This window comes from Serratia sp. JKS000199 (genome assembly GCF_900215455.1).
Lineage (GTDB): Bacteria > Pseudomonadota > Gammaproteobacteria > Enterobacterales > Enterobacteriaceae > Serratia > Serratia ureilytica.
On record NZ_LT907843.1, the window covers coordinates 4,592,234 to 4,615,192 of the forward strand.

Sequence of the window (22,959 nt, forward strand, 5' to 3'; positions counted from 1 at the left end):
CTGTCGTATCGCAACCTATTCCAGGTTGAAATGCAAGGCAGATGTTGTCACAAGTTTTTTTCCAGTAATAGCCGATAATCAGCCACTTCGCCTTTCTTTTCCAGCTGAACAATCTGATAGTGGTGGGCGAGCAGCATCGTCAGCATGGCGCGGAACCGGTTACGGGTTTTGACCGTCAGTTGGCGATAGCCCTGCACCCGCGCCCAGCGTTCTTGTTCGGCCAACAAGGCCTGCGCCACGCCGTGGCGACGGAATGCCGGCAGCACGCCGCCCAGCCAGCTGTAAAACACCGTTTCCTGCCGTTGATAGCCGAGTTTGAAACCGGCCGGCTGCCCGTCTATCTCGGCGATCAACAGGCTGGCGGGGGCGGTGCCGATACGCTGCTGCAGATCGGCCAGGCTATGCAGGCTGCCGAATTCGGGGATGCTTTGGTAAAGGCGGTGGATTTCTTCGAGCGTGGCGGTGCGGACGATGGGGAGCATGGGCGGCCTCCAAAGGATAGGGCCGCCCAGAATAACACGACTCAGCTCGGCTGCAGGCTGCCGCTGCGCGCCGCGATGCGTTTGAGCAGCATGTTCAGCAACACGCCGTACATCGGCAGGAAGAACAGCAGGCAGATCATCACCTTGAAGCTGTAATCCACCAGCGCGATCTCCACCCAGTTGTTGGCCATGAAGGGATCGCTGCTCTTGTAGAAGGCGATGAAGAAGAACGCCAGCGTATCGCTGATGTTGCCGAGGAACATCGCCGCCGCCGGCGCCACCCACCAGGCGCTGCGTTGGCGCAGGCGGTTGAAGACGTGTACGTCGAGGATCTGGCCGAGCACATAGGCCATAAAGCTGGCCACGGCGATGCGCGCCACGAACAGGTTAAAACTGCTCAGCGCCGCGAAGCCCTGCCATTCTCCCTGATAGGTGACGGTGGAGATCACATAAGAGATGAACAGCGCCGGCACCATCACCGCCAGGATAATACGTCGCGCCAGCGGCGCGCCGAAAATGCGTACGGTCAGATCGGTCGCCAGGAAGATAAACGGGAAGGTAAAGGCGCCCCAGGTGGTATGGAAGCCGAAAACGGTGATCGGCAGCTGCACCAGGTAGTTGCTAGAGGTAATGATGGCGATATGAAACAGCGAAAGCCAGACCAACGCCGTGAAGCGCTGCTGTGCGGTAAACGAATACATGTTGTAGCCTTTTTAGCAGTGGGGTGAGGGAACCCAGTGTGTCTTGTCAAAACAGCAAAAAACGCTGCGCGGCGGCATGATACGCGTTTGCGCAACCAATGCAATGGTTAAATTTAACGCAAACGTTAACGCATCTTGCGCAGAAAAACTACCGGCGTAAACTAGGCGCTAATGAGATGCGGCGAGCGTTCGCCGATCGTTTTTGAACGAGAAAAATTGCATGACTGACTTATTTGCCCAGGCAGACCAGACGCTCGACGCGCTGGGGCTGCGTTGCCCGGAACCGGTGATGATGGTGCGTAAAACCGTGCGCCATATGGACAACGGCGAAACGCTGCTGATTATTGCCGACGATCCGGCCACTACCCGCGATATCCCGGGGTTCTGCCGCTTTATGGAGCACACGCTGGTGGCGCAGGAGACCGAGCAGGCGCCATACCGTTATCTGTTACGGAAAGGTGTATAGTTTTTAATCGTCTCGTAAGATAAGCTCCCTGCGATTGGGGAGCGTTCGAAAGGGACAAACGATGATGAGTATTTTACTACTGCCTACGGTTGCCAAGATGGAAAATGAGGAACACACACAGGGCTATGAGCGCTGGTTTCTTGAAAGAGTTCAGGAAGCCATGGATGAGCCGTGGCCCGGTATTCCTCATGATGACGTGATGGCTGAAATGGATGCTGTTATCGCTGCTGCAGAAGCCAGGATCAACGCGAAGCAGGCATAATGCTCAACATCGAATGGACTCGAGCCGCACGTCAGGATCTGGCGGAGATTGTGGGATTCATCGCCAACGATAACCCTCTGGCGGCCAGAAAAATGAAGGTTCTCATCATGGAGGCCGTCACTCCCGCCGCCAGGCATCCTCGAATTTTCCGGCGTGGCAGAGTGGACGGCACGCATGAAATCCCCTTGCATCCCCATTATCTCCTGATTTACCAGGTGCTGGAAACTCACATCCGGGTGTTGCGGGTGTTACATACGCGCCGACAATATCCTTAGTATCTTCGCTGCAATCGATAATGGCGGGTTCCCATTGAGGAACCCGGCCTGGCGTCACGTTATTGGCGCTTTCTCAACAGCCGCAGCGCGTTGGCGGTGACCAGCGCGGTGGCGCCGGAGTCCGCCAGCACTGCCAGCCACAGCCCGGTTAACCCCAGCAGGCTGGTGATCAGAAAGACCCCTTTCAATCCCAGCGCGATGGTGATGTTTTGCCGGATATTGGCGTGGGTGGCGCGCGAGATGCGGATCATTTCCGCGACGCCCACCAGCCGGTTGTGGGTCAGGGCGGCGTCGGCGGTCTCCAGCGCCACATCGGTGCCGCTGCCCATGGCGATGCCGATGTTGGAGGCTTTCATCGCCGGGGCGTCGTTGATGCCGTCGCCGATCATCGCCGTCGGGCGCAGTTCGTTCAGCTCGGTAACCGCGGCGACCTTATCTTCCGGCAACAGACCGGCGCGATAGTCGAGGCCCAGCTCGCCGGCGATCGCCGCGGCGGCGCGCGGGTTGTCCCCGGTCAGCATCACGCCGCGAATACCCAGCGCGTTCAGTTCGGCTATCGCCTGTTTGGCGTCGCTGCGCAGCGTATCACGCAGCGCCAGCAAGCCGATGGGCGCGCCGTCTGCCAGCACCACCACCGCCGTTTTACCGGCGTTTTCCAGCTTGTCTACCTGGCTCTGCCATTGGGTGTCGAGCAGGCCCGGCGCCAGCTTGCCCGGCGCGCTGATCAGCACGGTCTTGCCGTCCACGATCCCTTCCACACCGACGCCGGCCAGCGCGCGGCGCGCCTGCGCCAGCGGCAGCTCGGCCCCGCTGGCGGCGGCGCGGTTAATGATCGCTTGCGCCAGCGGGTGATGTGAACCGGCCTCTACCGCGGCGGCAAGCTGCAACAGCCGTTGTTCGGTGAGCGCGCCGATGGGCAGCACGTCGGTGACCGTCGGCTTGCCTTCGGTCAGGGTGCCGGTTTTATCGAAGGCGATGGTTTGAATCTGGCCCAGTTGCTCCAGCGCCGCACCGCCTTTAATCAGCGCGCCGCGCCGCGTGGCGGCGGCCAGCCCAGATGTGATGGCCGCCGGCGTCGAGATCACCAGCGCGCATGGACAGCCGATCAGCAGCAGCGTCAGGCCGCGATAGATCCAGGTCTCCCACGGCTGCGAGAACAGCAGCGGCGGCACCAGGATCACCGCGACGGCCAGCAGCATAATGGCCGGGGTGTAGTAGCGGCTGAAGCGATCGAGGAAGCGTTCGATCGGCGCGCGGCGCTCTTCGGCCTCTTCAATCAATTGCAGAATGCGGTCGATGGCGTTTTTGCCGGGCTCTGAGATCACCTTCATCTGTGCCGCCTGATCGACGGACAGGCTGCCCGCGGCCACTTTTTCCCCCCGTTGACGCTCGACCGGCACCGATTCGCCGGTCAGGGCGCTTTCGTCGAAGCTGGCGAACGGATTGAGCAGTTCGGCGTCGGCCGGCAGACGCCCGCCGGGCGCGATTTCAATCACGTCGCCGGGGCGCAGGCTGGCGACCGGCACGCGTTTGCGTTCCGTGCCTTGCAGCAGCAGCGCATCTTCCGGCACCAGCTCCATCAGCGCCTTCACCCCGCGCCGCGCACGGTTGGCGGCGTAGGATTCCAGCAGCTCGCCAACCATAAACAGCAGCAGCACCATCGCCGCCTCGGCGGTGGCGCCAATGAACAGCGCGCCGATGGCCGCCACGCTCATCAGCGTTTCGATGGCGAACGGCGTGCCGGAGCGAATCAGACGCAGCGCCTTCGCGGCGACCGGCGCCAACCCGACCAGCGTGGTGGCGATAAAGGCGATGCGACCCAGCTCCGGGTTAATCCGATCCAGCACCCAGCTGACCATCATCAGGGTGGTTAACAACAGCAGCGGCGCAAATTCGCCGAAGCGAGAGGCTTTTGGCGCGGCATCTTTGGCTGTCTGAGCGCCGAGCAGGGTAAAACCGGCCTGGGCGACCGCGTCCTGGATCCGCAGGCTGATATCGGACTGTGCGTCGACCACCAGTTTTTCGGTGGCGAACAATACGCGTGCGCTGTCAACGCCGGGGAGCGCGGTGACGGCATTTTCGATTTTCTTGGCGCAGCTGGGGCAGTCCATACCGGTGACTTTCCAGCTGAAACGTTGGCTGCCGGAAGGGGGAGCGGCGGCCAGCCTGTCGCTTTCCTCGTCCGGATCGTCGTGGGCGGCGGCGCAGCAGCCGCTCTCGCCATGATCGTGATGGTGATGGGCGTGTTCGGTCTGCGCAGCGGCGTTTTTCGGCTCGCTGCTGCAGCCATGCTGGGTTTTGCTGTGGCTGTGGTTGCAGCCGCATCCGCCTTCGGCGTGGTGATGTTCCTGATGATTATGATTTTGCTGATTGTGCATAACGTCCCCCTTCGGGCAGTTAACCGGGTTTGCTCAGCTGACTCTACACCCTGGAGTCCACTCCAGAGTCAAGCGCCGGATGAGAATTATTGCTAACGGCGTTCAGGCGTTATGGGGGGATTCATTCAATAATGAATAATGCGAATTTTAATCTATTGCTTTTTCTTATTACCTATTTCGAGAAAAAGTCTCGCCGCCGTTAGTTTAAATAAGAAAATAATATTCCTATAGAAACTAAAAAGTCGCCCGGTCTAATAATAAAGAGTTATTTATCTATAACGCGTTAGCAAAATTTATCTTTTGGCGCCTGATTAGCCAGCATGATTCGCTTGTGTCTGCAAGCCGCATTGCTATTGAAGTTTGGTGCCAACTTCTCCTCTCTAAGTTTCATTTGTTTTGTAAATAAGCGCAAAAAGTAGCATAACAAACTTTCGTTGCGATAATAAATGGTTGATTATTTTATGTGCAGTTTTGCGGTCCTGCCTATAATTGGAATCGATTACCATTTTTAATGGTGATCTTATTTGCTGATATATATGCATTAATTCTACCAAACACACTGCCGGTAACGGCGCATAAGCCCCTTCCAGCAAGCTTAAGGTTCATTAACCGTGGCTTACGGGGAGGTTATGTCTATCTGTCTGATTGATATCAATCAGGTAATGAGTGGAATCGAACCAATGCAATCTACTAAAAAGGCAATTGAAATTACTGAATCCAACTTCGCGGCCGCCACAACCGGCTACGATGCTGTAGACGACCTGTTGCATTATCATGAGCGGGGCAACGGGATTCAGATTAATGGCAAGGATTCATTTTCTAACGAGCAAGCTGGGCTGTTTATTACCCGTGAGAACCAAACCTGGAACGGTTACAAGGTATTTGGCCAGCCGGTCAAATTAACCTTCTCCTTCCCGGACTATAAGTTCTCTTCCACCAACGTCGCCGGCGACACCGGGCTGAGCAAGTTCAGCGCGGAACAGCAGCAGCAGGCTAAGCTGTCGCTGCAGTCCTGGGCCGACGTCGCCAATATCACCTTTACCGAAGTGGCGGCCGGACAAAAGGCCAACATCACCTTCGGTAACTACAGCCAGGATCGTCCCGGCCACTATGATTACGGCACCCAGGCCTACGCCTTCCTGCCGAACACCATTTGGCAGGGGCAGGATCTGGGAGGCCAGACCTGGTACAACGTCAACCAGTCCAACGTGAAGCATCCGGCGACCGAAGACTACGGCCGCCAGACGTTCACCCATGAGATTGGCCATGCGCTGGGTCTGAGCCACCCGGGCGATTACAACGCCGGTGAAGGCAACCCGACCTATCGCGACGTCACTTATGCGGAAGACACCCGCCAGTTCAGCCTGATGAGCTACTGGAGCGAAACCAACACCGGTGGTGATAACGGCGGTCATTACGCCGCAGCTCCGCTGCTGGATGACATTGCCGCCATTCAACATCTGTATGGCGCCAACCTGTCGACCCGCACCGGCGACACCGTGTACGGTTTTAACTCCAACACCGGTCGTGACTTCCTCAGCACCACCAGCAATTCGCAGAAAGTGATCTTTGCGGCCTGGGATGCGGGTGGCAACGATACCTTCGACTTCTCCGGTTATACCGCTAACCAGCGCATCAACCTGAACGAGAAGTCGTTCTCCGACGTGGGCGGCCTGAAAGGCAACGTCTCGATCGCCGCCGGTGTGACCATCGAGAACGCCATTGGCGGTTCCGGCAACGACGTGATCGTCGGCAACGCGGCCAATAACGTGCTGAAAGGCGGCGCGGGTAACGACGTGCTGTTCGGCGGCGGCGGGGCGGATGAGCTGTGGGGCGGTGCCGGTAAAGACATCTTCGTGTTCTCTGCCGCCAGCGATTCCGCGCCGGGCGCTTCAGACTGGATCCGCGACTTCCAGAAAGGGATCGACAAGATTGATCTTTCGTTCTTCAACAAAGAAGCGCAGAGCAGCGATTTCATTCACTTCGTCGATCACTTCAGCGGCGCGGCCGGTGAAGCGCTGCTGAGCTACAACGCTTCCAACAACGTGACCGATTTGTCGGTGAACATCGGTGGTCATCAGGCGCCTGACTTCCTGGTGAAAATCGTCGGTCAGGTAGACGTCGCCACTGACTTTATCGTGTAACGCAGCAACGGAGCGCCCGGCGCAGTCTCGGCCGGGCGTGATGTGGGAGCCGGTATGAAAGGTACTTTAACGCGCGCCGCCCTGGCGGCGGGAGGCATGATGGTGACGAGTGCGGTGATGGCCGGCAGTCTGGCGCTGCCGACCGCGCAGTCGCTGGCGGGGCAATGGCAGGTAGCCGACAGCGAACGGCAATGCCAAATCGAGTTTCTGGCCAATGAGCAAAGCGAGACCAACGGCTACCAGCTGGTGGATCGGCAGCGTTGTCTGCAAAGCGTATTTGCGGCCGAGGTGGTGGGCTGGCGCCCGGCGCCGGACGGCATCGCCCTGCTGCAGGCGGATGGCAGCACGCTGGCGTTCTTCTCGCGCGACGGCGATCTGTACCGCAATCAGCTGGGTGCGGGTGATGCCCTGACGTTGAAAGCGCTGGCTTGATGAAGAAACGGGTTCGGCGCGCCGAACCCGCGGCAGGTCTCTACAGGTAGAGCGAACGCACGATCAGGAAGTGGCCGGAGAAGTAACAGAAAGCCACGATGGCGTCCGCCGCGCGGAAGGTGAAGCGGTAGCGGTTGAGCAGCCAAACCACGTTGGCCAGCAGCAGCAGCGAGGTGCCGGTCAGCAGCGAGAAGCCGAAATCGGTGCTGCGCAGGAAATATTGCTCGCCCGCCAGCCAGACCATCAGCAGCGTCATCGCCACATAGGTGACGATCGGCCAACGCATCTCTTCCAACCGGGTCCAAAGGGCGGCCAGCAGCAATGCGCCGATCGCCAGCAGCGCCAGCGGCAGCGGCCAGAACAGACTGAACGTCATCTGGCTAGCGAAACTCAGGGTGTACAGCAAGTGGGACAGGAAAAAGGCGCCGATGGCGTACAGCACCCGCTCGCGCGGCAACAGAAGCAGCGCATCGCCGATCAGCGTTGCCAGCAGGCCGAGTACGATCAGATAGCCCGCGGCGCTGAGCACCGGCGCCTGCCAGGCCAACAGCAACAGCAGCAGCAGCGTGACGGGTTTGAACACCCAACGCTGCCAGCGCGGCCCACGGTAAGAGGCGTCGACGAACAGCCAACCGGAAAAGAATACGGCAAGGAACGGCCAACTCATTTATGTCTTCCTTATGTAGGAGGGAGCCGCAACCACCGGCTCCAAACTGTCACCCATGTCACTTCTTCATTTCAGTGTAGGTAGCCTGCCGACGATCGACAATGCTTTCTTGAGAATGCTATGTTTACGCCGATTTGACCGTGAAGGAAATGGGAAACCGATGAGTAAGCCACCGTTATTTTTTGTCGCCGTCATTGCGTTGATCGCCGTGCTGGCCACGCAACGTTACTTCAAACAGCGCCAGCAGGAGGCGGAAAACGATCGCGCGCCGATGCGCAGTCTGCAGGTGACGGTGAGTGACAAGCGGAGCTTCCCGGTCGCCAAGACCCGTGCGCCGCAGCGCGAGCCGTTGGTCAACGAGCCGATGTATTACGAGGTGGTGTTCAGCCCTAACCAGGGTGGTGAAAACATTACGCTGCGGCTGAAGCAATGGCAGTACAACCCGATAGAAAAAGGCGCGCAGGGCACGTTAAACATGCAGGGCACGCGCTTCGTCTCGTTCACCGTTCAGCCGTAGCGGTCACTTTTTCTTGATGGGCGGCTGTTTCTTTTGCCAGGCCAGCAGCTCGAACACGCCAAAGATAAAGATCTTGGCCTCTTGCCAGTAGCTGATCGGCTGATCCTTCGGCTGGGTGGATTTCAACAGCACCAGCTGCAGGCCGTGCATCACCACCATAAAGAACAGCGCCACGTCGATGAAATACTTCAGCGGCTTGGGAAACGGATGGAACAGGTTAGAGAGCAGGAAGCCCCATACGCACAGCATCAGCAGGCGGCCCAGATTAATCAGCATGGTCGGTTTTCTCTTGCGAACGAAGATAAAGGCGATAAGCCACCTGGCCGGCGACCTTCTCCCGGTGCAACTGCCAGCTGGCAGGCACGTCCGCCGCGGCGCTTTCCGCCTCGGCTTCTACATAGATCCAGGCCTCGTCGGCCAGCCAGCCCCGCTGCTCCAGCAGCAGGGCGGTCTCCGCCAGCAGGCCTTTGCGAAACGGCGGATCGAGGAACACCACGTCGAACGGTTGACCGTCGCCCGCCAGCCAGCTCAGCGCGTTGGTGTTTATAACCACCCCTTTGCCCTGCAGCAGCGCCAGATTTTTTTCCAGCTGCTGCGCCACCGGCCGCTCGAATTCCAACAGCGTGGCGCTGCCGGCATAGCGCGACAGCGCTTCCAGCCCTAATGCGCCGCTGCCGGCGAAGCAGTCCAGGCAGCGCGCGCCCTGAATCACCGGCGCCAGCCAGTTGAACAGGGTTTCGCGTACCCGATCGGTGGTGGGGCGCAGCCCCGGGCTGTTCGGCACCGGAAGCTTACGGCCGCGCCATTGGCCGCCGATGATGCGGATCTGTCCGGCTGCGGCCTGGGGCGGTTTTTTGGCCGCCGCCCGTGGCGAGAGTCTTGTCATAAGCGTTGTTTGATTTCTTTTGCGGCGCGGGGCCGCAGAGGTTAACGAAAAGTTGTCCCTATTCTACCGGTGACGGGCGTCGGGGGGAACGGTAAAACTTTGTTGTCTGATTTCACACCGGAAAGCATGCCGGATGCGTGTTGCTGCGCGAGGGAAAGTGATAGACTCGGCGGATTATTGTCAGCATATATCCTTCAGGTATGTAGGGTAAGCGAGCCTTCGGTACGGAGTAGAGTCATAACATGGCAAAAGATAAGAAACGTGGGTTTTTCTCCTGGCTGGGCTTTGGCCAGAAGGAAAAGGAAGAAGAGCAACAGCAACCTGAGCAGCCGGTAGAGCAGGCGGAAGCTCAGGCCGCGGAGACGCCGGCTGCACCGGCCGCCGCCAAGCTGGACGACAAGCTCCCCGCCCAGGAATCTGAACCTGCCGCCTCCGTCGACACCCCGGGAGAGTGGGATAACGGTCAGGCCGGCGAGCAAATCGCGGAAAATTTGCCGGCGGCGGCTGAACAGCCGGCGGCGCAAGCGCTGGCCGAAGAGATCGTCAGCGTCACCGAACAGGCGGCGGCGCAACAGCAACCGGTCGTTGAACCTGAGCCGGTGAGCCGGTCGTTGAGCCTGAGCCGGTCGTTGAGCCTGAGCCGGTCGTTGAGCCTGAGCCGGTCGTTGAGCCTGAGCCGGTCGTTGAGCCTGAGCCGGTCGTTGAGCCTGAGCCGGTCGTTGAGCCTGAGCCGGTCGTTGAGCCTGAGCCGGTCGTTGAGCCTGAGCCGGTCGTTGAACCTGAGCCGGTCGTCGAGCCTGAGCCGGTCGTTGAGCCTGAGCCGGTCGTTGAGCCTGAGCCGGTCGTCGAGCCTGAGCCGGTGGTTGAACCTGAGCCGGTCGTCGAGCCTGTGTCGGTCGTTGAACCTGAATCCGTGCCGGAAGTGGAAGAAGAACCGCTTGAGCCGGTGGTGCCGGCCGCGGCGCAAGAACAGGAAAGACCGACCAAAGAAGGCTTCTTCGCCCGCCTGAAGCGCAGCCTGCTGAAGACCAAACAAAACCTCGGCTCCGGCTTTATGGGGCTGTTCCGCGGTAAAAAGATCGACGACGATCTGTTCGACGAGCTGGAAGAACAGTTGCTGATCGCTGACGTCGGCGTGGATACCACGCGCAAAATCATCACCTCCCTAACCCAGCACGCCAGCCGCAAGCAGCTGAAAGACGCCGAAGCGCTGTACGGCAAGCTGAAGGAGGAAATGTCCGAAATTCTGGCCAAGGTCGATCAGCCGCTGGATGTCAGCGGGAAAACCCCGTATGTCATCCTGATGGTCGGCGTGAACGGCGTGGGTAAAACCACCACCATCGGCAAGCTGGCGCGTCAATTCCAGGCGGAAGGCAAGTCGGTGATGCTGGCGGCGGGGGATACCTTCCGCGCCGCCGCGGTGGAGCAGCTGCAGGTGTGGGGTGAACGCAACCGCATTCCGGTGGTAGCGCAGCATACCGGCGCGGATTCCGCTTCGGTGATCTTCGATGCAGTGCAGGCCGCCAAGGCGCGCGGCATCGATGTGTTGATCGCCGATACCGCCGGCCGTCTGCAGAACAAATCGCACCTGATGGAAGAGCTGAAGAAGATCGTCCGCGTCATGAAAAAACTGGACGACCAGGCCCCCCATGAGGTTATGCTGACGCTCGATGCCAGCACCGGCCAGAATGCGGTCAGTCAGGCGAAATTATTTAATGAGGCCGTGGGCTTAACCGGCATCACGCTGACTAAACTGGACGGTACCGCCAAGGGCGGGGTGATCTTCGCCATCGCCGATCAGTTCGGTATCCCGATCCGCTATATCGGCGTCGGGGAAGGCATCGAAGATTTGCGGCCGTTTAAGGCTGACGATTTTATTGAGGCACTTTTTGCCCGAGAGGATTAATACGGATGATTCGCTTTGAACAGGTCAGTAAAGCTTATCTGGGCGGACGGCAAGCGCTGCAGGGGGTTGATTTCCATCTGCGCCCAGCGGAGATGGCGTTTCTGACCGGCCATTCCGGCGCGGGGAAAAGTACCCTGCTGAAACTGATTTGCGGTATCGAACGGCCCAGCGCCGGCCACATCTGGTTTGGCGGTCACGACATCAGTCGCTTGAAAAACCGCGAGGTGCCGTTCCTGCGTCGGCAGATCGGCATGATCTTCCAGGATCACCACCTGCTGCTGGATCGCACGGTGTATGACAACGTGGCGATGCCGCTGATCATCGCCGGCGCCAGCACCGAAGATATCCGCCGCCGCGTTTCCGCCGCGCTGGACAAGGTCGGTTTGCTGGATAAAGCGAAAAACTTCCCGATTCAGCTGTCCGGCGGTGAGCAGCAGCGCGTGGGCATCGCCCGTGCGGTGGTGAACAAGCCGGCGGTGCTGCTGGCGGATGAACCGACCGGTAACCTGGATGATGCGCTGTCGGAAGGCATTCTGCGCCTGTTTGAAGAATTCAACCGCGTCGGCGTGACCGTACTGATGGCGACGCACGACACCGGGCTTATCGCCCGCCGCAATTACCGCATCCTGACGCTGAGCCAGGGCCGCATGCAAGGGGGCGCTCACCATGGCCAATAACGCAAAAACCGCCAAGAGCAAGGCGCTGCGCGGCGGCTGGCGCGAACAGTGGCGTTACGCCTGGATGAACGCCATCAAAGACATGCTGCGTCAGCCGTTGGCGACGCTGCTGACGGTGATGGTGATCGCCATTTCCCTGACGCTGCCGAGCGTGTGCTACATCGTGTGGAAAAACGTCAGCACCGCGGCCAGCCAGTGGTATCCAACGCCGCAGCTGACCGTTTATCTGGATAAATCGCTCGATGACGACGCCGCGCTGAAAGTGCTCGACGCCATCAAGGCGGAAGCCGGCGTGGAGAAGGTCAATTACCTGTCGCGTGAAGAAGCGCGCGGCGAGTTCCGCAACTGGTCGGGCTTTGGCGGCGCGCTGGACATGCTGGAAGAGAACCCGCTGCCGGCGGTGGCGATCGTCACGCCGAAGATGAGCTTCCAGAGTTCGGATACCCTCAACACCCTGCGCGATCGCGTAGCGGCGGTGCAGGGCGTGGAAGAAGTGCGTATGGATGACAGCTGGTTTGCCCGCCTGGCGGCGCTGACCGGGCTGGCGGGTCAGATCGCGGCGATCATCGGCGTGCTGATGATCGTGGCGGTGTTCCTGGTGATCGGCAACAGCGTGCGTCTGAGCATCTTCAGCCGCCGCGACACCATTAACGTGATGAAGCTGATCGGTGCCACCGACGGCTTTATTCTGCGGCCGTTCCTCAACGGCGGGGCGATGCTGGGTTTTGCCGGCGCGCTGCTGTCGCTGGTGTTGTCCGGCGCGCTGGTGTGGCAGCTGGAGTCGGTGGTCGCCGGGGTGGCCAAGGTATTCGGCACCACCTTCACCTTGCACGGGCTGGGCTGGGATGAGGCGCTGCTGCTGCTGATCATCTCCGCGATGATCGGCTGGATCGCCGCCTGGCTGGCGACGGTGCAACATTTACGCCGATTTACACCACAGTAAGATTTTTTTGGTATACTCTTCTCCTGCTGCTTTTGATCGCGTTGCGGGAGAAGAGTGACCTCAAGCGAAGTCAGCACCATCCCTCTCTTCTTAGCGCACAAATTCCCTATCGGCCTGCACCCTCGTCACGTATTGTCAGCAACAATGCTTGCAAAAAAGGGTGAACTTTTAGGGCGGAGTACGGTCAAAAATTGCAGCAAATGTTAAGGTGCCCGGCGTGTGGAACCGCTTTTGCTTCAGCAACTGCCGTAGAATCAATCATTTCCCCGCTGTAATAATCACCTGCATGATTTTGTATTCTCATAGAGAGGGTTTGAATGACCAAAGAAATGCAAACTTTAGCCTTAGTACCCCAAGGTAGCTTGGAAGCCTATATCCGGGCAGCCAACGCCTATCCGATGCTGACGGCAGAGGAAGAGCGGGAGCTGGCTGAACGGCTGCATTATCAGGGCGATCTGGATGCCGCTAAGCAGCTCATCCTGTCTCACCTGCGCTTTGTCGCTCATATTGCCCGCAACTATTCAGGCTATGGTCTGCCGCAGGCGGATCTGATTCAGGAAGGCAACATCGGCCTGATGAAAGCCGTTCGCCGCTTCAACCCGGAAGTCGGCGTGCGTCTGGTTTCCTTTGCGGTGCATTGGATTAAGGCGGAAATCCACGAGTACGTATTGCGCAACTGGCGCATCGTGAAAGTGGCGACCACCAAAGCGCAGCGCAAGCTGTTCTTTAACCTGCGCAAAACCAAACAGCGTTTGGGCTGGTTCAACCAGGACGAAGTGGAACTGGTGGCCCGTGAGCTGGGCGTCACCAGCAAAGACGTGCGCGAGATGGAATCGCGCATGGCGGCGCAGGACATGACGTTCGATCCGACTCCGGACGACGAGGCCCGCGATGGCCAGTCGATGGCGCCGGTGCTGTACCTGCAGGACAAGAGCTCGGACTTCGCCGAAGGCATCGAGGAAGATAACTGGGAAAGCAACGCCGCAGACAAACTGGCCTATGCGCTGGAAGGTCTGGACGAGCGCAGCCAGCATATCATCCGTGCCCGCTGGCTGGATGACGACAACAAGTCGACGCTGCAGGAGCTGGCCGATCAGTACGGCGTTTCCGCCGAACGCGTGCGCCAGCTGGAAAAGAACGCCATGAAGAAACTGAAAATGGCGATCGAAGCCTGAGTCGATGCGAGATTCGATAAAAAAAGCCCGGCAAGCCGGGCTTTTTAGTGCCTGAAATTCGGCGTTATGGCGCCACGGCGGCGAAGTCCGGCGCCGGGCAGTCGTAGCCGAATTTCGTCGCCCACGGATAACGGGTGCCGGTGTTGATATAGCGCTGATAAAGCGCCCGGCCGGTTTTGGCATCGCGTTTGATAACCCAGCTGGCGGCGTTACACAGCACGGCGGCATAGGCCTGGCTCTTAGGCGGCAGCAGATCGGCCGCCTGTTGTGCCAGCCCCACCGCCTGCCAGCGATAGTGCAGGAAACGGTTGTCTTCCGCCGGTAGCGCTGCCTTGGCGCGCGCCGCTTCTGCGCTGTCGATCCAGCTTTTATGCTTCAGTTCGCGGGTATCGAACGCATCCCCCAGATAGGAATAGCCGGCGCCATAGATGGCGTAATCCGGCGTCATCTCATAGCCGGTAAACTCCAGCCCCTGGGCGCGCAGCAGGTTGGCGGCGCGATAGTAAGCCTGCGCGCGCGCCAGCGGCGCAGCGGATTTGTCCTTGGCGGCCTTCAGCTCGTCGGTGAACTGCTGCGCCGCTTGCCGGTAGTTGGGGATATCGAAGTAGGCCAGCGCCTCCGGCGCTCGCCCGACGCGCATCAGCCGCCGCGCCAGCAGTTCGCGCAGCTGCACCTCCGGCGTGATCTGCTGGCCGCCGTAATCGTCCGGATTAACCGGCTTGAGCGGCGTCGTCGGCGCCGGGGCGTGCTTATCGACAAAGCCTTTCAACTCATCGACGGTCAGCACCCGTTCCGCCACGTCGGCCACGTCGGCCCAGTAGAGCGCTTTGCCGCGATACAGCAGGTCCATCGCCTGCAGATAGTCGCCTCGGTTCAGCGCCAGGATGGCCTGTTCGCCGGCCACCCGGCACTCGGGCACGATGGTTTCCGCGACGAAGTCGGCGTTGCGCTGTTCACCCCAGCTTTCGTCGGCGGGGAACGCGCTTGCCGCCTTGGCGTAGGCGGCGGTGGCGGCTTTCACGTCACCGTCGCGCAGCGCCATTTTGGCGCGCAGCCACCACGCCAGGCCGCTGTCGCCGGCGTTTTTCAGCAGGCTCGCCGCCATCGGGTACTGCCCCGAACGGTAAGCCAGCGCCGCCAGCCGATCGCTGCCGGCGAAGCCGCTTTTCACTGAGCCGTCCAGCAGCGTCAGGATCTGGTTGATGATTTGCGCGGAGCGGCCGTTGCCGTCGGTATCCGCCATTTGCAGGTTGCCGCTGCGGGCGAACAGCTCAATGGTCACCAGCTGCTGGATCAACGGATCGCCGATAATCCGTTTCAGCGTGTCCAAATGGTCGGGGTTGACCAGGAAGCTGGAGACGTACTGCAGCGACTGCCCGCCGCTCGGATCGCCCTGCGCCGCCTGTTGCGCGTACAGATGGGCGGCGGGGGCGACGTCACCCAGCCACAGGTGGATGCGCGCCTGCTGCCCAAGGCTGCTCAACGCCAACTGATCGGGATCGGCGGCGCCGCTTTTCACCCGGTCGATCACCTGCTGGAATGCCGTCAGCGCCTGTTCAAGCGCGGCTTTTGGCGGGTGCTCGGCGGCGGGGGCCGCTTCACCGGATTCGTCCACCGGCGTCCCGTGGTCAGCCATCAGTACGCGGCCAAGCGAATACTGCGCCCGCAGTCCCCAGTCGCCCTGCTCGGCGGCCGGTAGCTTCAGCACCTGCTGGAAATAGTCTGCGGCGCGCGGATCGTGGCTGGCGAAAGCCACGGCGCCCAGTTGATAGAGACGCGCGGCGTTGGACAACCCCTGCGTATTGACGGCGTCAGCCTCTTCCACCGTTTTGGCGGCGCGCATTTTGCCTATCGCTATCGTTTCCGGCGATTGCGGCATCGGTTTCGGCGGCATCGGCGGCGGCGGGGCTTGCCAGTGCGGCAACTGTTTATCCGTCGGCACCAGCCGGCCGGCTTCGAAGGCGAAATTGCCCTCCGGCATATACAGCAGGGTGCCGTTGCGATCGATCAGCAGCCGGTTAGGAAAATCCGGGCCGCAGGCATAGCCGCCCAGCGGCAGTGCGGCGCCGATCAGCATGGCCAGCGGAAGAAGGCGGCGGGTGTTCCGTGCCGCGCGCGAATCAAGGTGTGACAAGGGTGCCTCCTGGCGTCAGTTGTTGGCAGCGCAGCCAGCCCAACGGCCGGGATTGCCCGGCTCGCAGCTGGTCGCTGCTGATGCGAATAAAGCGTTGCCGTTGCGGTGCGGATTCCAGCCGGTAGTTGCCGACCGCGTCCGCCGCCAGGCAGTCGTCGGCGCGGATGACCACCTCTTGCGGCAGCGGGGCGTCCACCGGCCCATTGTTATGAATTATCAGATCATACAGCCCGTTTTGCTGCGGCTGAGGCCTAAATTTTACCTGCCAGTCTACATTCAGCGGCCGCCGTTCGATCACCGCTCGCAGCGTGGCGAGCGACCAGGCGCGCCGATCGTCCGCCAGCGGCAGTCGGAACCAAATCACGCCGCGCAGCCGGGGCGGCGTTTGCTGCGCCAGCGTTTGCAGAAAATCGGCGAGCTGCTGCGGCGCGACCGTCAGTTCGCGGCCGTTGCCGGCTACGCGCAGCGAGGATTCGCTCTCCACCTGCGCGCCCTGCGCATCAAACCCCAACAGCGCCATGCCATAGGCCGGCAGCGCGACGCGAAACGGTTTCGCTGTGACGGCGGCGTACTGCCGCACCCAGCGCAGCGCCAGCGGGCCGTCAAACAGCCCCTGCTGCGGTGAGAGCACCGCATGCACTTGCAGAACGGAACTGTCGGCCTGTTGCAGTACGCCGGGCAAGTTGGGCGAGCCGATCCAGGCGGGCAGGGCGGTGATGCCGAGTTGCAAAGCGGCGGGCAGCCGTTGGCGCAGCCGCTGCAGAAAACGTTGGTAATCCGGCAGGCGAGCCGTGGCGGCGTCATGATCGATCTCGACGCCGGTGACGGGCAGCCCGGCCGCCTGCCAGCGCTGGGTGAGCGCCAGCAGCCGCTGGATAATGGCTTCTTGGTCCAGCTGCGGCAGCTGGCCGTCGAGGCGCGCTACCAGCCAGAGCGGGCGGCCGTCCCGCTTCAGCAGGCTGAGATCGGCCGGGATTTCCCGCCAGCCTTCGCGTGGATGCACCTGCAGCGCCAGCACCCGCAGCGCGCCGAACAGATCGCGGCTACGCGCCAGCGCATCGGCGTGTTGCGGCGTCCAAACCCGCTGCCAAACGTAAACCTGCTGATCCCAGCCTGAGGCCTGGCGCAGCGCCTGCTGATGCCCGGCGAACCAGGCCGCCAACCCCAGCGCAATCAAGACCAGCGCCGCCAGCCAGCGTTTCATTTTTGCCAGAGATCGCCCTGCGGCGCGAAGCCGCAGGCGCGCATGAAGTTATCGACTTCCCCACGTTCGCGCGGCGCCAGACCGGCGGTCGACAGCTGCCAATGGGCGACCTGCGGCAGCTGACGCTGTGCATCTTGCACCAGGTAAAGACCGACGCCGCGGCGGCGCGTCACTTCGCGTACCAGCAGATCCAGCAGTTCGGCGCGGTCGTCCTGCAGCGCAATTTTCACCGCGCCCAGCAGACGCTCGTTGAAGCGGGCGGCGAACAGCGCCTTGCCGCCGCTCAGCCAGCTCTGCCACTGTTCCGGCTGCTGGTGCGGCCAAATTTTACCGAGGTCGATAAGGTCTTGCGGGGACAGCGCGGTCAGGCGCTCGATGGTCAGTTTCATGCAGAATTTCCGCGCAGCTAAATGATGCCGACAGTGTAATAGATCTTGTGCAGAGCGTTGTGTAAGTTTTTCTGTACGATTACTGTGCAATATGTTTTTTGCACGGGGCATTTTCCGAGTAAATAGTTAGTAAACGGATTGTTAACCAGCACAACGCGCTACGCCTCAAGGTAAACAGCGCAGATTTAATTCGAATTTTATCCTGTTTACACCGCTTGTTTCTGCCGGATGAAGTTGATTTGCAGCAGAAAATTCCTGTTTAATGGTATGAAAAATAAAGTCTTATTAGAAAATAATGCCAACAAAACGCCTAAATCATTATTACTTATAACAAAAGCGGTCAATAACGATCGGGCGCAGGCAAACACAACAGGTACGTTCACAACGACAGATGGGGATTTGCGGATGAAATTAACAACAGGTAAGGCACTGCTGGCGGGTTGTATTGCGATGGCCATGAGCCAGGCGGCCATGGCGAAAGACATCAAGGTGGCGATCGTCGGGGCAATGTCCGGCCCGGTCGCGCAATATGGCGACATGGAGTTTACCGGCGCGCGCCAGGCGATTGCCGACATTAACGCCAAGGGCGGCATCAAGGGCGACAAGCTGGTCGGCGTGGAATACGACGACGCGTGCGACCCGAAACAGGCGGTTGCGGTCGCCAACAAGGTGATCAACGACGGCATTCGCTACGTGATCGGCCACCTGTGCTCCTCATCCACCCAGCCGGCGTCCGATATCTATGAAGACGAAGGCGTGATCATGATTACCCCGGCGGCCACCAACGCGGATCTGACCACCCGCGGCTACAAGATGATCCTGCGCACCACCGGCCTGGATTCGGATCAGGGCCCGACCGCCGCCAAATACATCCTCAGCGACATTAAGCCGAAGCGCATCGCCGTGGTGCACGACAAGCAGCAATACGGCGAAGGCCTGGCGCGCTCGGTGCGCGACAGCCTGAAAAAACAGGGCACCGAAGTGGCGATGTTCGAAGGCATCACCGCCGGCGACAAAGACTTCTCCACCCTGGTGGCGCGCCTGAAGAAAGAGAATATCGACTTCGTGTACTTCGGCGGTTACTACCCGGAAATGGGCCAGATCCTGCGTCAGGCCAAACAGGCCGGGTTGACTACCCGCTTCATGGGGCCGGAAGGCGTGGGCAACTCCTCACTGTCCAACATCGCCGGCGCCGCTTCGGAAGGCATGCTGGTGACGCTGCCGAAACGCTACGATCAGGTGCCTGCCAACCAGCCGATCGTCGATGCGTTGAAAGCCAAGAAGCTGGATCCGACCGGCCCGTTCGTCTGGACCACCTATGCCGCGCTGCAGTCGCTGACCACCGGCATGGAGCGCAGCGGCAGTCAGGAACCGGCGGACATCGTCAAGGATCTGAAAACCGGTAAGCCGGTGGAGACCGTGATGGGGCCGCTGACCTGGGATGACAAGGGCGACCTGAAAGGCTTCGAGTTCGGCGTGTTCGAATGGCATGCCAACGGCACGTCCACACCGATCAAATAAGCCATAATGATTAGGGTGGGGCGCAGCCCGCTGCGCCCGGCGGGTCGGCTTGTCGGCCCCGTCTCCCTTTACCCGCCGGTTCTCCGCCGGCGGGTTTCGCAGCCAAGGGTTCAGAGTATGTCAGAGCAGCTCCTCTATTTTCTGCAGCAGATGTTCAACGGCTTAACGTTGGGCAGCACCTATGCATTGATCGCCATCGGTTACACCATGGTTTACGGCATCATCGGCATGATCAACTTCGCCCATGGCGAGGTGTACATGATCGGTAGCTATGTCTCCTTTATCGTTATTGCCGCCCTGATGATGCTCGGCATCGACGTCGGCTGGCTGCTGATCGGCGCCGCGTTCCTGGTCTCGATCGTCATCGCCAGCGCCTACGGCTGGAGCATCGAGCGGGTGGCCTACAAGCCGGTGCGCAACTCCAAGCGCCTGATTGCGCTGATCTCGGCCATCGGCATGTCGATATTCCTGCAAAACTACGTCAGCCTGACGCAGGGCTCACGCGATCTGGCGCTGCCCAGCCTGGTCACCGGCCAGTGGGTGCTGGGGGAAAGCAACGGCTTCGCCGCCACCATCAGCACCATGCAGCTGACCATCTGGCTCGTGACCTTCCTGGCGATGCTGGCGCTGACGCTGTTTATCCGCTATTCGCGCATGGGCCGTGCCTGCCGCGCCTGTGCGGAAGATCTGAAGATGGCCAGCCTGCTGGGCATCAACACGGACCGGGTGATCTCGCTGACCTTCGTCATCGGTGCGGTGATGGCGGCGGTGGCCGGGGTGTTGCTCGGCCAGTTCTACGGCGTCATCAACCCTTACATCGGCTTCATGGCCGGTATGAAAGCCTTCACCGCCGCGGTTCTGGGCGGCATCGGCAGCATTCCGGGCGCGATGATCGGCGGCCTGGTGCTGGGCGTGGCGGAAGCGCTGACCTCCGCCTACCTGAGCACCGAATACAAAGACGTGGTGTCGTTCGCGCTGCTGATCGTGGTGCTGCTGATCATGCCGACCGGCATCCTCGGGCGTCCGGAGGTTGAGAAAGTATGAAACTCAATCTGCTCAATGCGCTGATCGCCACGGCGGTGCTGTTCGTGATGGCGTCGTTCCTGATGGGCATGCAGCTCAGCCTGGACGGCACCAAACTGGTGGTGCACGGCGCGGCGGAAGTGCGCTGGATGTGGATCGGCATCGGCTGCGTCATCGTCTTTTTCTTCCAGCTGTTGCGCCCGCTGCTGCAGCAGGGCCTGAAAAAGGTCTCCGGCCCGGCGTTCGTGCTGCCTAGCTTCGACGGCACCACGCCGCGGCAAAAGCTGCTGGCGGCTCTGCTCATCGTCGCGGCGGTCGCCTGGCCGTTCCTGGTGTCGCGCGGCACGGTGGATATCGCCACCCTGACGCTGATCTACGTGATGCTGGGCCTCGGCCTCAACGTGGTGGTGGGCCTGTCCGGTCTGCTGGTGCTCGGCTACGGCGGTTTCTACGCCATCGGCGCCTACACTTATGCGCTGCTGAATCATTATTACGGCCTCGGCTTTTGGGAGAGCCTGCCGCTGGCGGGCATCGTCACCGCCGCCTTCGGCTTCCTGCTCGGTTTCCCGGTGCTGCGGCTGCGCGGCGACTATCTGGCGATCGTGACGCTCGGCTTCGGTGAGATCGTGCGCATCCTGCTGCTGAACAATACCGAGATCACCGGCGGGCCGAACGGCATCAGCCAGATCCCGAAACCGACCTTCTTCGGCCTGGAGTTTAACCGCAGCGTGCGCGACGGCGGCTGGGATACCTTCCATAACGTCTTCGGCCTGAAATATGATCCGAGCGATCGCATCGTATTTCTGTACCTGGTGGCGTTGCTGCTGGTAGTGCTGACGCTGTTCGTCATCAACCGCCTGCTGCGCATGCCGCTCGGGCGCGCCTGGGAAGCGCTGCGCGAAGACGAGATCGCCTGCCGCTCGCTGGGCCTCAGCCCGACGCGCATCAAGCTGACCGCCTTTACCATCAGCGCCGCGTTCGCCGGGTTTGCCGGCACGCTGTTCGCCGCGCGCCAGGGTTTCGTCAGCCCGGAATCCTTCACCTTCGTCGAGTCGGCCTTCGTGTTGGCGATCGTCGTACTGGGGGGCATGGGCTCGCAGTTCGCGGTCATTCTGGCGGCGATCCTGCTGGTGGTGTCGCGCGAGCTGATGCGCGATCTGAATGAATACAGCATGCTGCTGCTGGGCGCTCTGATGGTGCTGATGATGATTTGGCGGCCGCAGGGGCTGTTGCCGATGAAGCGGCCGCAGCTGAAGCTGCAGGCGGCGGACCTTCACGCGGGCAAGGGGGAACAGGCATGAACGTTCAACCTTTACTGCAGGTGGAAGGCCTGTCGATGCGTTTTGGCGGGCTGCTGGCGGTCAACAATGTCGCGTTGACGCTCAATGAAGGCGAAATCGTGTCGCTGATCGGCCCCAACGGCGCCGGTAAAACCACGGTGTTTAACTGCCTGACCGGTTTCTACCGCCCGAGCGGCGGCACCATCAAATTGCGCGATCGCCATCTGGAAGGGCTGGCGGGGCAGGCCATCGCCCGTATGGGCGTAGTGCGCACCTTCCAGCATGTGCGGCTGTTCCGTGAAATGACGGTGATTGAGAACCTGTTGGTGGCGCAGCATCAGCACCTGAAAAGCGGCGTGTTCGCCGGGCTGCTGAAAACCCCGGCCTTCCGCCGCGCCGAAGCCGAGGCACTGGCGCACGCAGCGGAGTGGCTGGAGCGCGTCGGCCTGCTGGATATGGCCAACCGTTCGGCGGGCAATCTGGCCTACGGGCAGCAGCGTCGGCTGGAGATCGCCCGCTGCATGGTGACCCGGCCGGAGCTGCTGATGCTGGACGAACCGGCCGCCGGTCTGAACCCGAAAGAGACCGACGAGCTGGATCATCTGATCGTCGAGCTGCGCGATCGGCATAAGGTCTCGGTGTTGCTGATCGAGCACGACATGAAGCTGGTGATGGGCATCTCCGATCGCATTTACGTGGTGAATCAGGGCACGCCGCTGGCGCAGGGCACACCGGCGGAGATCCGCAACAATCCGGACGTGATCCGGGCTTATTTGGGCGAATAATAATATGTTGTCATTCAATCAGGTATCCGCCCATTACGGCAAAATCCAGGCGCTGCATCAGGTCAGTCTCACGATTAGTCAGGGCGAAATCGTGACGTTAATCGGCGCCAACGGCGCCGGTAAAACCACGCTGCTCGGCACCCTGTGCGGCGAACCGCGCGCCAGCGAAGGCAGCATCGTCTTCCAGGGGCAGGACATCACCCAGTGGCAAACCTCGCGCATCATGCGCGAAGCGGTGGCGATCGTGCCGGAAGGGCGGCGCGTCTTCTCGCGCATGACGGTGGAAGAAAATCTGGCGATGGGCGGCTTCTTCGCCGATCGTCACCAATATCAGCAGCGCATCGAACGGGTGTTCACGCTGTTCCCGCGCCTGCTGGAGCGCCGAAGCCAGCGTGCCGGCACCATGTCCGGTGGCGAACAGCAGATGTTGGCCATCGGCCGCGCGCTGATGAGCCAGCCGAAGCTGCTGCTGCTCGACGAACCTTCGCTTGGGCTAGCGCCCATCATCATCCAGCAGATTTTCGACATCATTCAGCAGCTGCGGGAAGAGGGCATGACCATCTTCCTGGTGGAGCAAAACGCCAATCAGGCGCTGAAATTGGCGGACCGCGGTTATGTGCTGGAAAACGGCCGCGTGGTGTTGGAAGATACGGGGGCTGCATTGTTAGCCAACGAAGCAGTGAGGTCGGCGTATCTGGGCGGTTAATCCGCC

23 protein-coding genes and 1 pseudogene are annotated in these 22,959 nt (G+C 60.7%); 15 read left to right on the forward strand and 9 right to left on the reverse strand.

What is annotated here, in order from left to right; genetic code table 11:
• Window positions 1-47: 47 nt before the first annotated feature.
• The gene (locus CPH57_RS21720) at window positions 48-482 is read right to left on the reverse strand and encodes a GNAT family N-acetyltransferase (protein WP_046688054.1); all 435 of its coding nucleotides are present in this window, start codon (window positions 480-482) and stop codon (window positions 48-50) included.
• A gap of 41 nt (window positions 483-523) precedes the next feature.
• Window positions 524-1,183 (reverse strand): 7-cyano-7-deazaguanine/7-aminomethyl-7-deazaguanine transporter, encoded by a 660-nt coding sequence (locus CPH57_RS21725; protein WP_025304889.1) that lies wholly within the window; start codon window positions 1,181-1,183, stop codon window positions 524-526.
• A gap of 220 nt (window positions 1,184-1,403) precedes the next feature.
• Here CPH57_RS21725 and tusA point away from each other — a divergent pair, with 220 nt between their 5' ends.
• The 3 genes from tusA (at window position 1,404) to CPH57_RS21740 (ending at window position 2,186) form a co-directional block, all read left to right on the forward strand.
• The gene (gene tusA, locus CPH57_RS21730) at window positions 1,404-1,649 is read left to right on the forward strand and encodes a sulfurtransferase TusA (RefSeq protein ID WP_025304890.1); all 246 of its coding nucleotides are present in this window, start codon (window positions 1,404-1,406) and stop codon (window positions 1,647-1,649) included.
• Between the two features lie 61 nt (window positions 1,650-1,710).
• Window positions 1,711-1,911 (forward strand): stability determinant, encoded by a 201-nt coding sequence (locus CPH57_RS21735; protein WP_223524348.1) that lies wholly within the window; start codon window positions 1,711-1,713, stop codon window positions 1,909-1,911.
• Entirely contained in the window at window positions 1,911-2,186 is a 276-nt protein-coding gene (locus CPH57_RS21740; protein WP_033645001.1) for a type II toxin-antitoxin system mRNA interferase toxin, RelE/StbE family, read from the forward strand. Before CPH57_RS21735 ends, CPH57_RS21740 begins: the two co-directional genes overlap by 1 nt.
• 59 nt (window positions 2,187-2,245) lie before the next feature.
• Here CPH57_RS21740 and CPH57_RS21745 read toward each other — a convergent pair whose 3' ends face one another.
• Window positions 2,246-4,564 carry a zinc/cadmium/mercury/lead-transporting ATPase gene (locus CPH57_RS21745; protein WP_096242713.1) on the reverse strand — a complete coding sequence of 773 codons (2,319 nt, stop codon included), beginning with the start codon at window positions 4,562-4,564 and terminating at the stop codon, window positions 2,246-2,248.
• 680 nt (window positions 4,565-5,244) lie between these two features.
• On the opposite strand from CPH57_RS21745, the gene CPH57_RS21750 reads away from it, so the two are divergent.
• Both CPH57_RS21750 and CPH57_RS21755 read left to right on the forward strand, forming a co-directional pair.
• On the forward strand, window positions 5,245-6,708 hold the full coding sequence (locus CPH57_RS21750; protein WP_033644999.1) for a serralysin family metalloprotease: 1,464 nt from the start codon (window positions 5,245-5,247) through the stop codon (window positions 6,706-6,708).
• A 54-nt stretch (window positions 6,709-6,762) separates the two neighbouring features.
• A complete protein-coding gene (locus tag CPH57_RS21755; RefSeq protein WP_025304893.1) occupies window positions 6,763-7,140 on the forward strand; it encodes an AprI/Inh family metalloprotease inhibitor in 378 nt (125 codons plus the stop codon).
• Window positions 7,141-7,180: 40 nt separating this feature from the next.
• On the opposite strand, the gene CPH57_RS21760 is transcribed toward CPH57_RS21755, so the two are convergent.
• Window positions 7,181-7,807 (reverse strand): lysoplasmalogenase, encoded by a 627-nt coding sequence (locus tag CPH57_RS21760; RefSeq protein ID WP_033644998.1) that lies wholly within the window; start codon window positions 7,805-7,807, stop codon window positions 7,181-7,183.
• Between the two features lie 160 nt (window positions 7,808-7,967).
• Here CPH57_RS21760 and CPH57_RS21765 point away from each other — a divergent pair, with 160 nt between their 5' ends.
• Window positions 7,968-8,324, forward strand: coding sequence for a DUF2500 domain-containing protein (locus CPH57_RS21765; protein WP_033644996.1), 357 nt, complete (start codon window positions 7,968-7,970; stop codon window positions 8,322-8,324).
• Window positions 8,325-8,327: 3 nt separating this feature from the next.
• Here CPH57_RS21765 and CPH57_RS21770 read toward each other — a convergent pair whose 3' ends face one another.
• Complete coding sequence (locus CPH57_RS21770) at window positions 8,328-8,600, reverse strand: DUF1145 family protein (protein WP_004934327.1); 273 nt, start codon at window positions 8,598-8,600, stop codon at window positions 8,328-8,330.
• Entirely contained in the window at window positions 8,590-9,210 is a 621-nt protein-coding gene (gene rsmD, locus CPH57_RS21775; protein ID WP_033644994.1) for a 16S rRNA (guanine(966)-N(2))-methyltransferase, read from the reverse strand. Before rsmD ends, CPH57_RS21770 begins: the two co-directional genes overlap by 11 nt.
• 242 nt (window positions 9,211-9,452) lie before the next feature.
• On the opposite strand from rsmD, the pseudogene ftsY reads away from it, so the two are divergent.
• The 4 genes and pseudogenes from ftsY to rpoH all read left to right on the forward strand — a co-directional run bounded on the left by ftsY (window position 9,453) and on the right by rpoH (window position 13,911).
• Window positions 9,453-11,116: pseudogene (gene ftsY / locus CPH57_RS21785) on the forward strand (signal recognition particle-docking protein FtsY).
• A 5-nt stretch (window positions 11,117-11,121) separates the two neighbouring features.
• Complete coding sequence (gene ftsE, locus CPH57_RS21790; RefSeq protein WP_004934337.1) at window positions 11,122-11,793, forward strand: cell division ATP-binding protein FtsE; 672 nt, start codon at window positions 11,122-11,124, stop codon at window positions 11,791-11,793.
• Window positions 11,783-12,736, forward strand: coding sequence for a permease-like cell division protein FtsX (gene ftsX / locus CPH57_RS21795; RefSeq protein ID WP_033636680.1), 954 nt, complete (start codon window positions 11,783-11,785; stop codon window positions 12,734-12,736). The genes ftsE and ftsX overlap by 11 nt, the downstream gene beginning before the upstream one ends.
• Window positions 12,737-13,053: 317 nt before the next feature.
• Entirely contained in the window at window positions 13,054-13,911 is an 858-nt protein-coding gene (gene rpoH / locus CPH57_RS21800) for an RNA polymerase sigma factor RpoH (RefSeq protein ID WP_004934345.1), read from the forward strand.
• 64 nt (window positions 13,912-13,975) lie between these two features.
• Here the strand turns inward: rpoH and CPH57_RS21805 are convergent, their stop codons facing one another.
• The 3 genes from CPH57_RS21805 to panM are packed head-to-tail and all read right to left on the reverse strand — an operon-like array spanning window position 13,976 to window position 17,638.
• The gene (locus tag CPH57_RS21805; protein ID WP_369825825.1) at window positions 13,976-15,988 is read right to left on the reverse strand and encodes a hypothetical protein; all 2,013 of its coding nucleotides are present in this window, start codon (window positions 15,986-15,988) and stop codon (window positions 13,976-13,978) included.
• A gap of 43 nt (window positions 15,989-16,031) precedes the next feature.
• Complete coding sequence (locus tag CPH57_RS21810) at window positions 16,032-17,249, reverse strand: DUF3142 domain-containing protein (RefSeq protein ID WP_096242715.1); 1,218 nt, start codon at window positions 17,247-17,249, stop codon at window positions 16,032-16,034.
• The gene (gene panM / locus CPH57_RS21815; protein WP_033644987.1) at window positions 17,246-17,638 is read right to left on the reverse strand and encodes an aspartate 1-decarboxylase autocleavage activator PanM; all 393 of its coding nucleotides are present in this window, start codon (window positions 17,636-17,638) and stop codon (window positions 17,246-17,248) included. Before panM ends, CPH57_RS21810 begins: the two co-directional genes overlap by 4 nt.
• Before the next feature lie 405 nt (window positions 17,639-18,043).
• Here panM and CPH57_RS21820 point away from each other — a divergent pair, with 405 nt between their 5' ends.
• From CPH57_RS21820 to livF, 5 genes are all read left to right on the forward strand, one after another.
• Window positions 18,044-19,159, forward strand: a complete 1,116-nt coding sequence (locus tag CPH57_RS21820) for a branched-chain amino acid ABC transporter substrate-binding protein (RefSeq protein ID WP_025304902.1) — start codon at window positions 18,044-18,046, stop codon at window positions 19,157-19,159.
• A 117-nt stretch (window positions 19,160-19,276) separates the two neighbouring features.
• A complete protein-coding gene (livH, locus tag CPH57_RS21825; protein ID WP_015376290.1) occupies window positions 19,277-20,203 on the forward strand; it encodes a high-affinity branched-chain amino acid ABC transporter permease LivH in 927 nt (308 codons plus the stop codon).
• On the forward strand, window positions 20,200-21,483 hold the full coding sequence (locus tag CPH57_RS21830; protein ID WP_096242716.1) for a high-affinity branched-chain amino acid ABC transporter permease LivM: 1,284 nt from the start codon (window positions 20,200-20,202) through the stop codon (window positions 21,481-21,483). Before livH ends, CPH57_RS21830 begins: the two co-directional genes overlap by 4 nt.
• Window positions 21,480-22,247 (forward strand): high-affinity branched-chain amino acid ABC transporter ATP-binding protein LivG, encoded by a 768-nt coding sequence (gene livG / locus CPH57_RS21835; RefSeq protein ID WP_096242717.1) that lies wholly within the window; start codon window positions 21,480-21,482, stop codon window positions 22,245-22,247. Before CPH57_RS21830 ends, livG begins: the two co-directional genes overlap by 4 nt.
• A gap of 4 nt (window positions 22,248-22,251) precedes the next feature.
• Window positions 22,252-22,953 carry a high-affinity branched-chain amino acid ABC transporter ATP-binding protein LivF gene (livF, locus tag CPH57_RS21840; RefSeq protein WP_015376292.1) on the forward strand — a complete coding sequence of 234 codons (702 nt, stop codon included), beginning with the start codon at window positions 22,252-22,254 and terminating at the stop codon, window positions 22,951-22,953.
• Window positions 22,954-22,959: the final 6 nt, after the last annotated feature.

What these genes read in the sequence shown, in the direction of transcription:
- CPH57_RS21740 (WP_033645001.1), top strand. Translation starts at nt 1,911, where the DNA reads ATGCTCAACATCGAATGGACTCGAGCCGCACGTCAGGATCTGGCGGAG.
- CPH57_RS21805 (WP_369825825.1), bottom strand. Translation starts at nt 15,988, where the DNA reads ATGCTGATCGGCGCCGCACTGCCGCTGGGCGGCTATGCCTGCGGCCCG.
- CPH57_RS21760 (WP_033644998.1), bottom strand. Translation starts at nt 7,807, where the DNA reads ATGAGTTGGCCGTTCCTTGCCGTATTCTTTTCCGGTTGGCTGTTCGTC.
- CPH57_RS21725 (WP_025304889.1), bottom strand. Translation starts at nt 1,183, where the DNA reads ATGTATTCGTTTACCGCACAGCAGCGCTTCACGGCGTTGGTCTGGCTT.
- CPH57_RS21735 (WP_223524348.1), top strand. Translation starts at nt 1,711, where the DNA reads ATGATGAGTATTTTACTACTGCCTACGGTTGCCAAGATGGAAAATGAG.
- CPH57_RS21810 (WP_096242715.1), bottom strand. Translation starts at nt 17,249, where the DNA reads ATGAAACGCTGGCTGGCGGCGCTGGTCTTGATTGCGCTGGGGTTGGCG.
- CPH57_RS21765 (WP_033644996.1), top strand. Translation starts at nt 7,968, where the DNA reads ATGAGTAAGCCACCGTTATTTTTTGTCGCCGTCATTGCGTTGATCGCC.
- CPH57_RS21820 (WP_025304902.1), top strand. Translation starts at nt 18,044, where the DNA reads ATGAAATTAACAACAGGTAAGGCACTGCTGGCGGGTTGTATTGCGATG.
- CPH57_RS21770 (WP_004934327.1), bottom strand. Translation starts at nt 8,600, where the DNA reads ATGCTGATTAATCTGGGCCGCCTGCTGATGCTGTGCGTATGGGGCTTC.
- CPH57_RS21750 (WP_033644999.1), top strand. Translation starts at nt 5,245, where the DNA reads ATGCAATCTACTAAAAAGGCAATTGAAATTACTGAATCCAACTTCGCG.
- CPH57_RS21745 (WP_096242713.1), bottom strand. Translation starts at nt 4,564, where the DNA reads ATGCACAATCAGCAAAATCATAATCATCAGGAACATCACCACGCCGAA.
- CPH57_RS21755 (WP_025304893.1), top strand. Translation starts at nt 6,763, where the DNA reads ATGAAAGGTACTTTAACGCGCGCCGCCCTGGCGGCGGGAGGCATGATG.
- livG (WP_096242717.1), top strand. Translation starts at nt 21,480, where the DNA reads ATGAACGTTCAACCTTTACTGCAGGTGGAAGGCCTGTCGATGCGTTTT.
- rsmD (WP_033644994.1), bottom strand. Translation starts at nt 9,210, where the DNA reads ATGACAAGACTCTCGCCACGGGCGGCGGCCAAAAAACCGCCCCAGGCC.
- tusA (WP_025304890.1), top strand. Translation starts at nt 1,404, where the DNA reads ATGACTGACTTATTTGCCCAGGCAGACCAGACGCTCGACGCGCTGGGG.
- CPH57_RS21830 (WP_096242716.1), top strand. Translation starts at nt 20,200, where the DNA reads ATGAAACTCAATCTGCTCAATGCGCTGATCGCCACGGCGGTGCTGTTC.
- CPH57_RS21720 (WP_046688054.1), bottom strand. Translation starts at nt 482, where the DNA reads ATGCTCCCCATCGTCCGCACCGCCACGCTCGAAGAAATCCACCGCCTT.
- rpoH (WP_004934345.1), top strand. Translation starts at nt 13,054, where the DNA reads ATGACCAAAGAAATGCAAACTTTAGCCTTAGTACCCCAAGGTAGCTTG.
- ftsX (WP_033636680.1), top strand. Translation starts at nt 11,783, where the DNA reads ATGGCCAATAACGCAAAAACCGCCAAGAGCAAGGCGCTGCGCGGCGGC.
- livF (WP_015376292.1), top strand. Translation starts at nt 22,252, where the DNA reads ATGTTGTCATTCAATCAGGTATCCGCCCATTACGGCAAAATCCAGGCG.
- livH (WP_015376290.1), top strand. Translation starts at nt 19,277, where the DNA reads ATGTCAGAGCAGCTCCTCTATTTTCTGCAGCAGATGTTCAACGGCTTA.
- panM (WP_033644987.1), bottom strand. Translation starts at nt 17,638, where the DNA reads ATGAAACTGACCATCGAGCGCCTGACCGCGCTGTCCCCGCAAGACCTT.
- ftsE (WP_004934337.1), top strand. Translation starts at nt 11,122, where the DNA reads ATGATTCGCTTTGAACAGGTCAGTAAAGCTTATCTGGGCGGACGGCAA.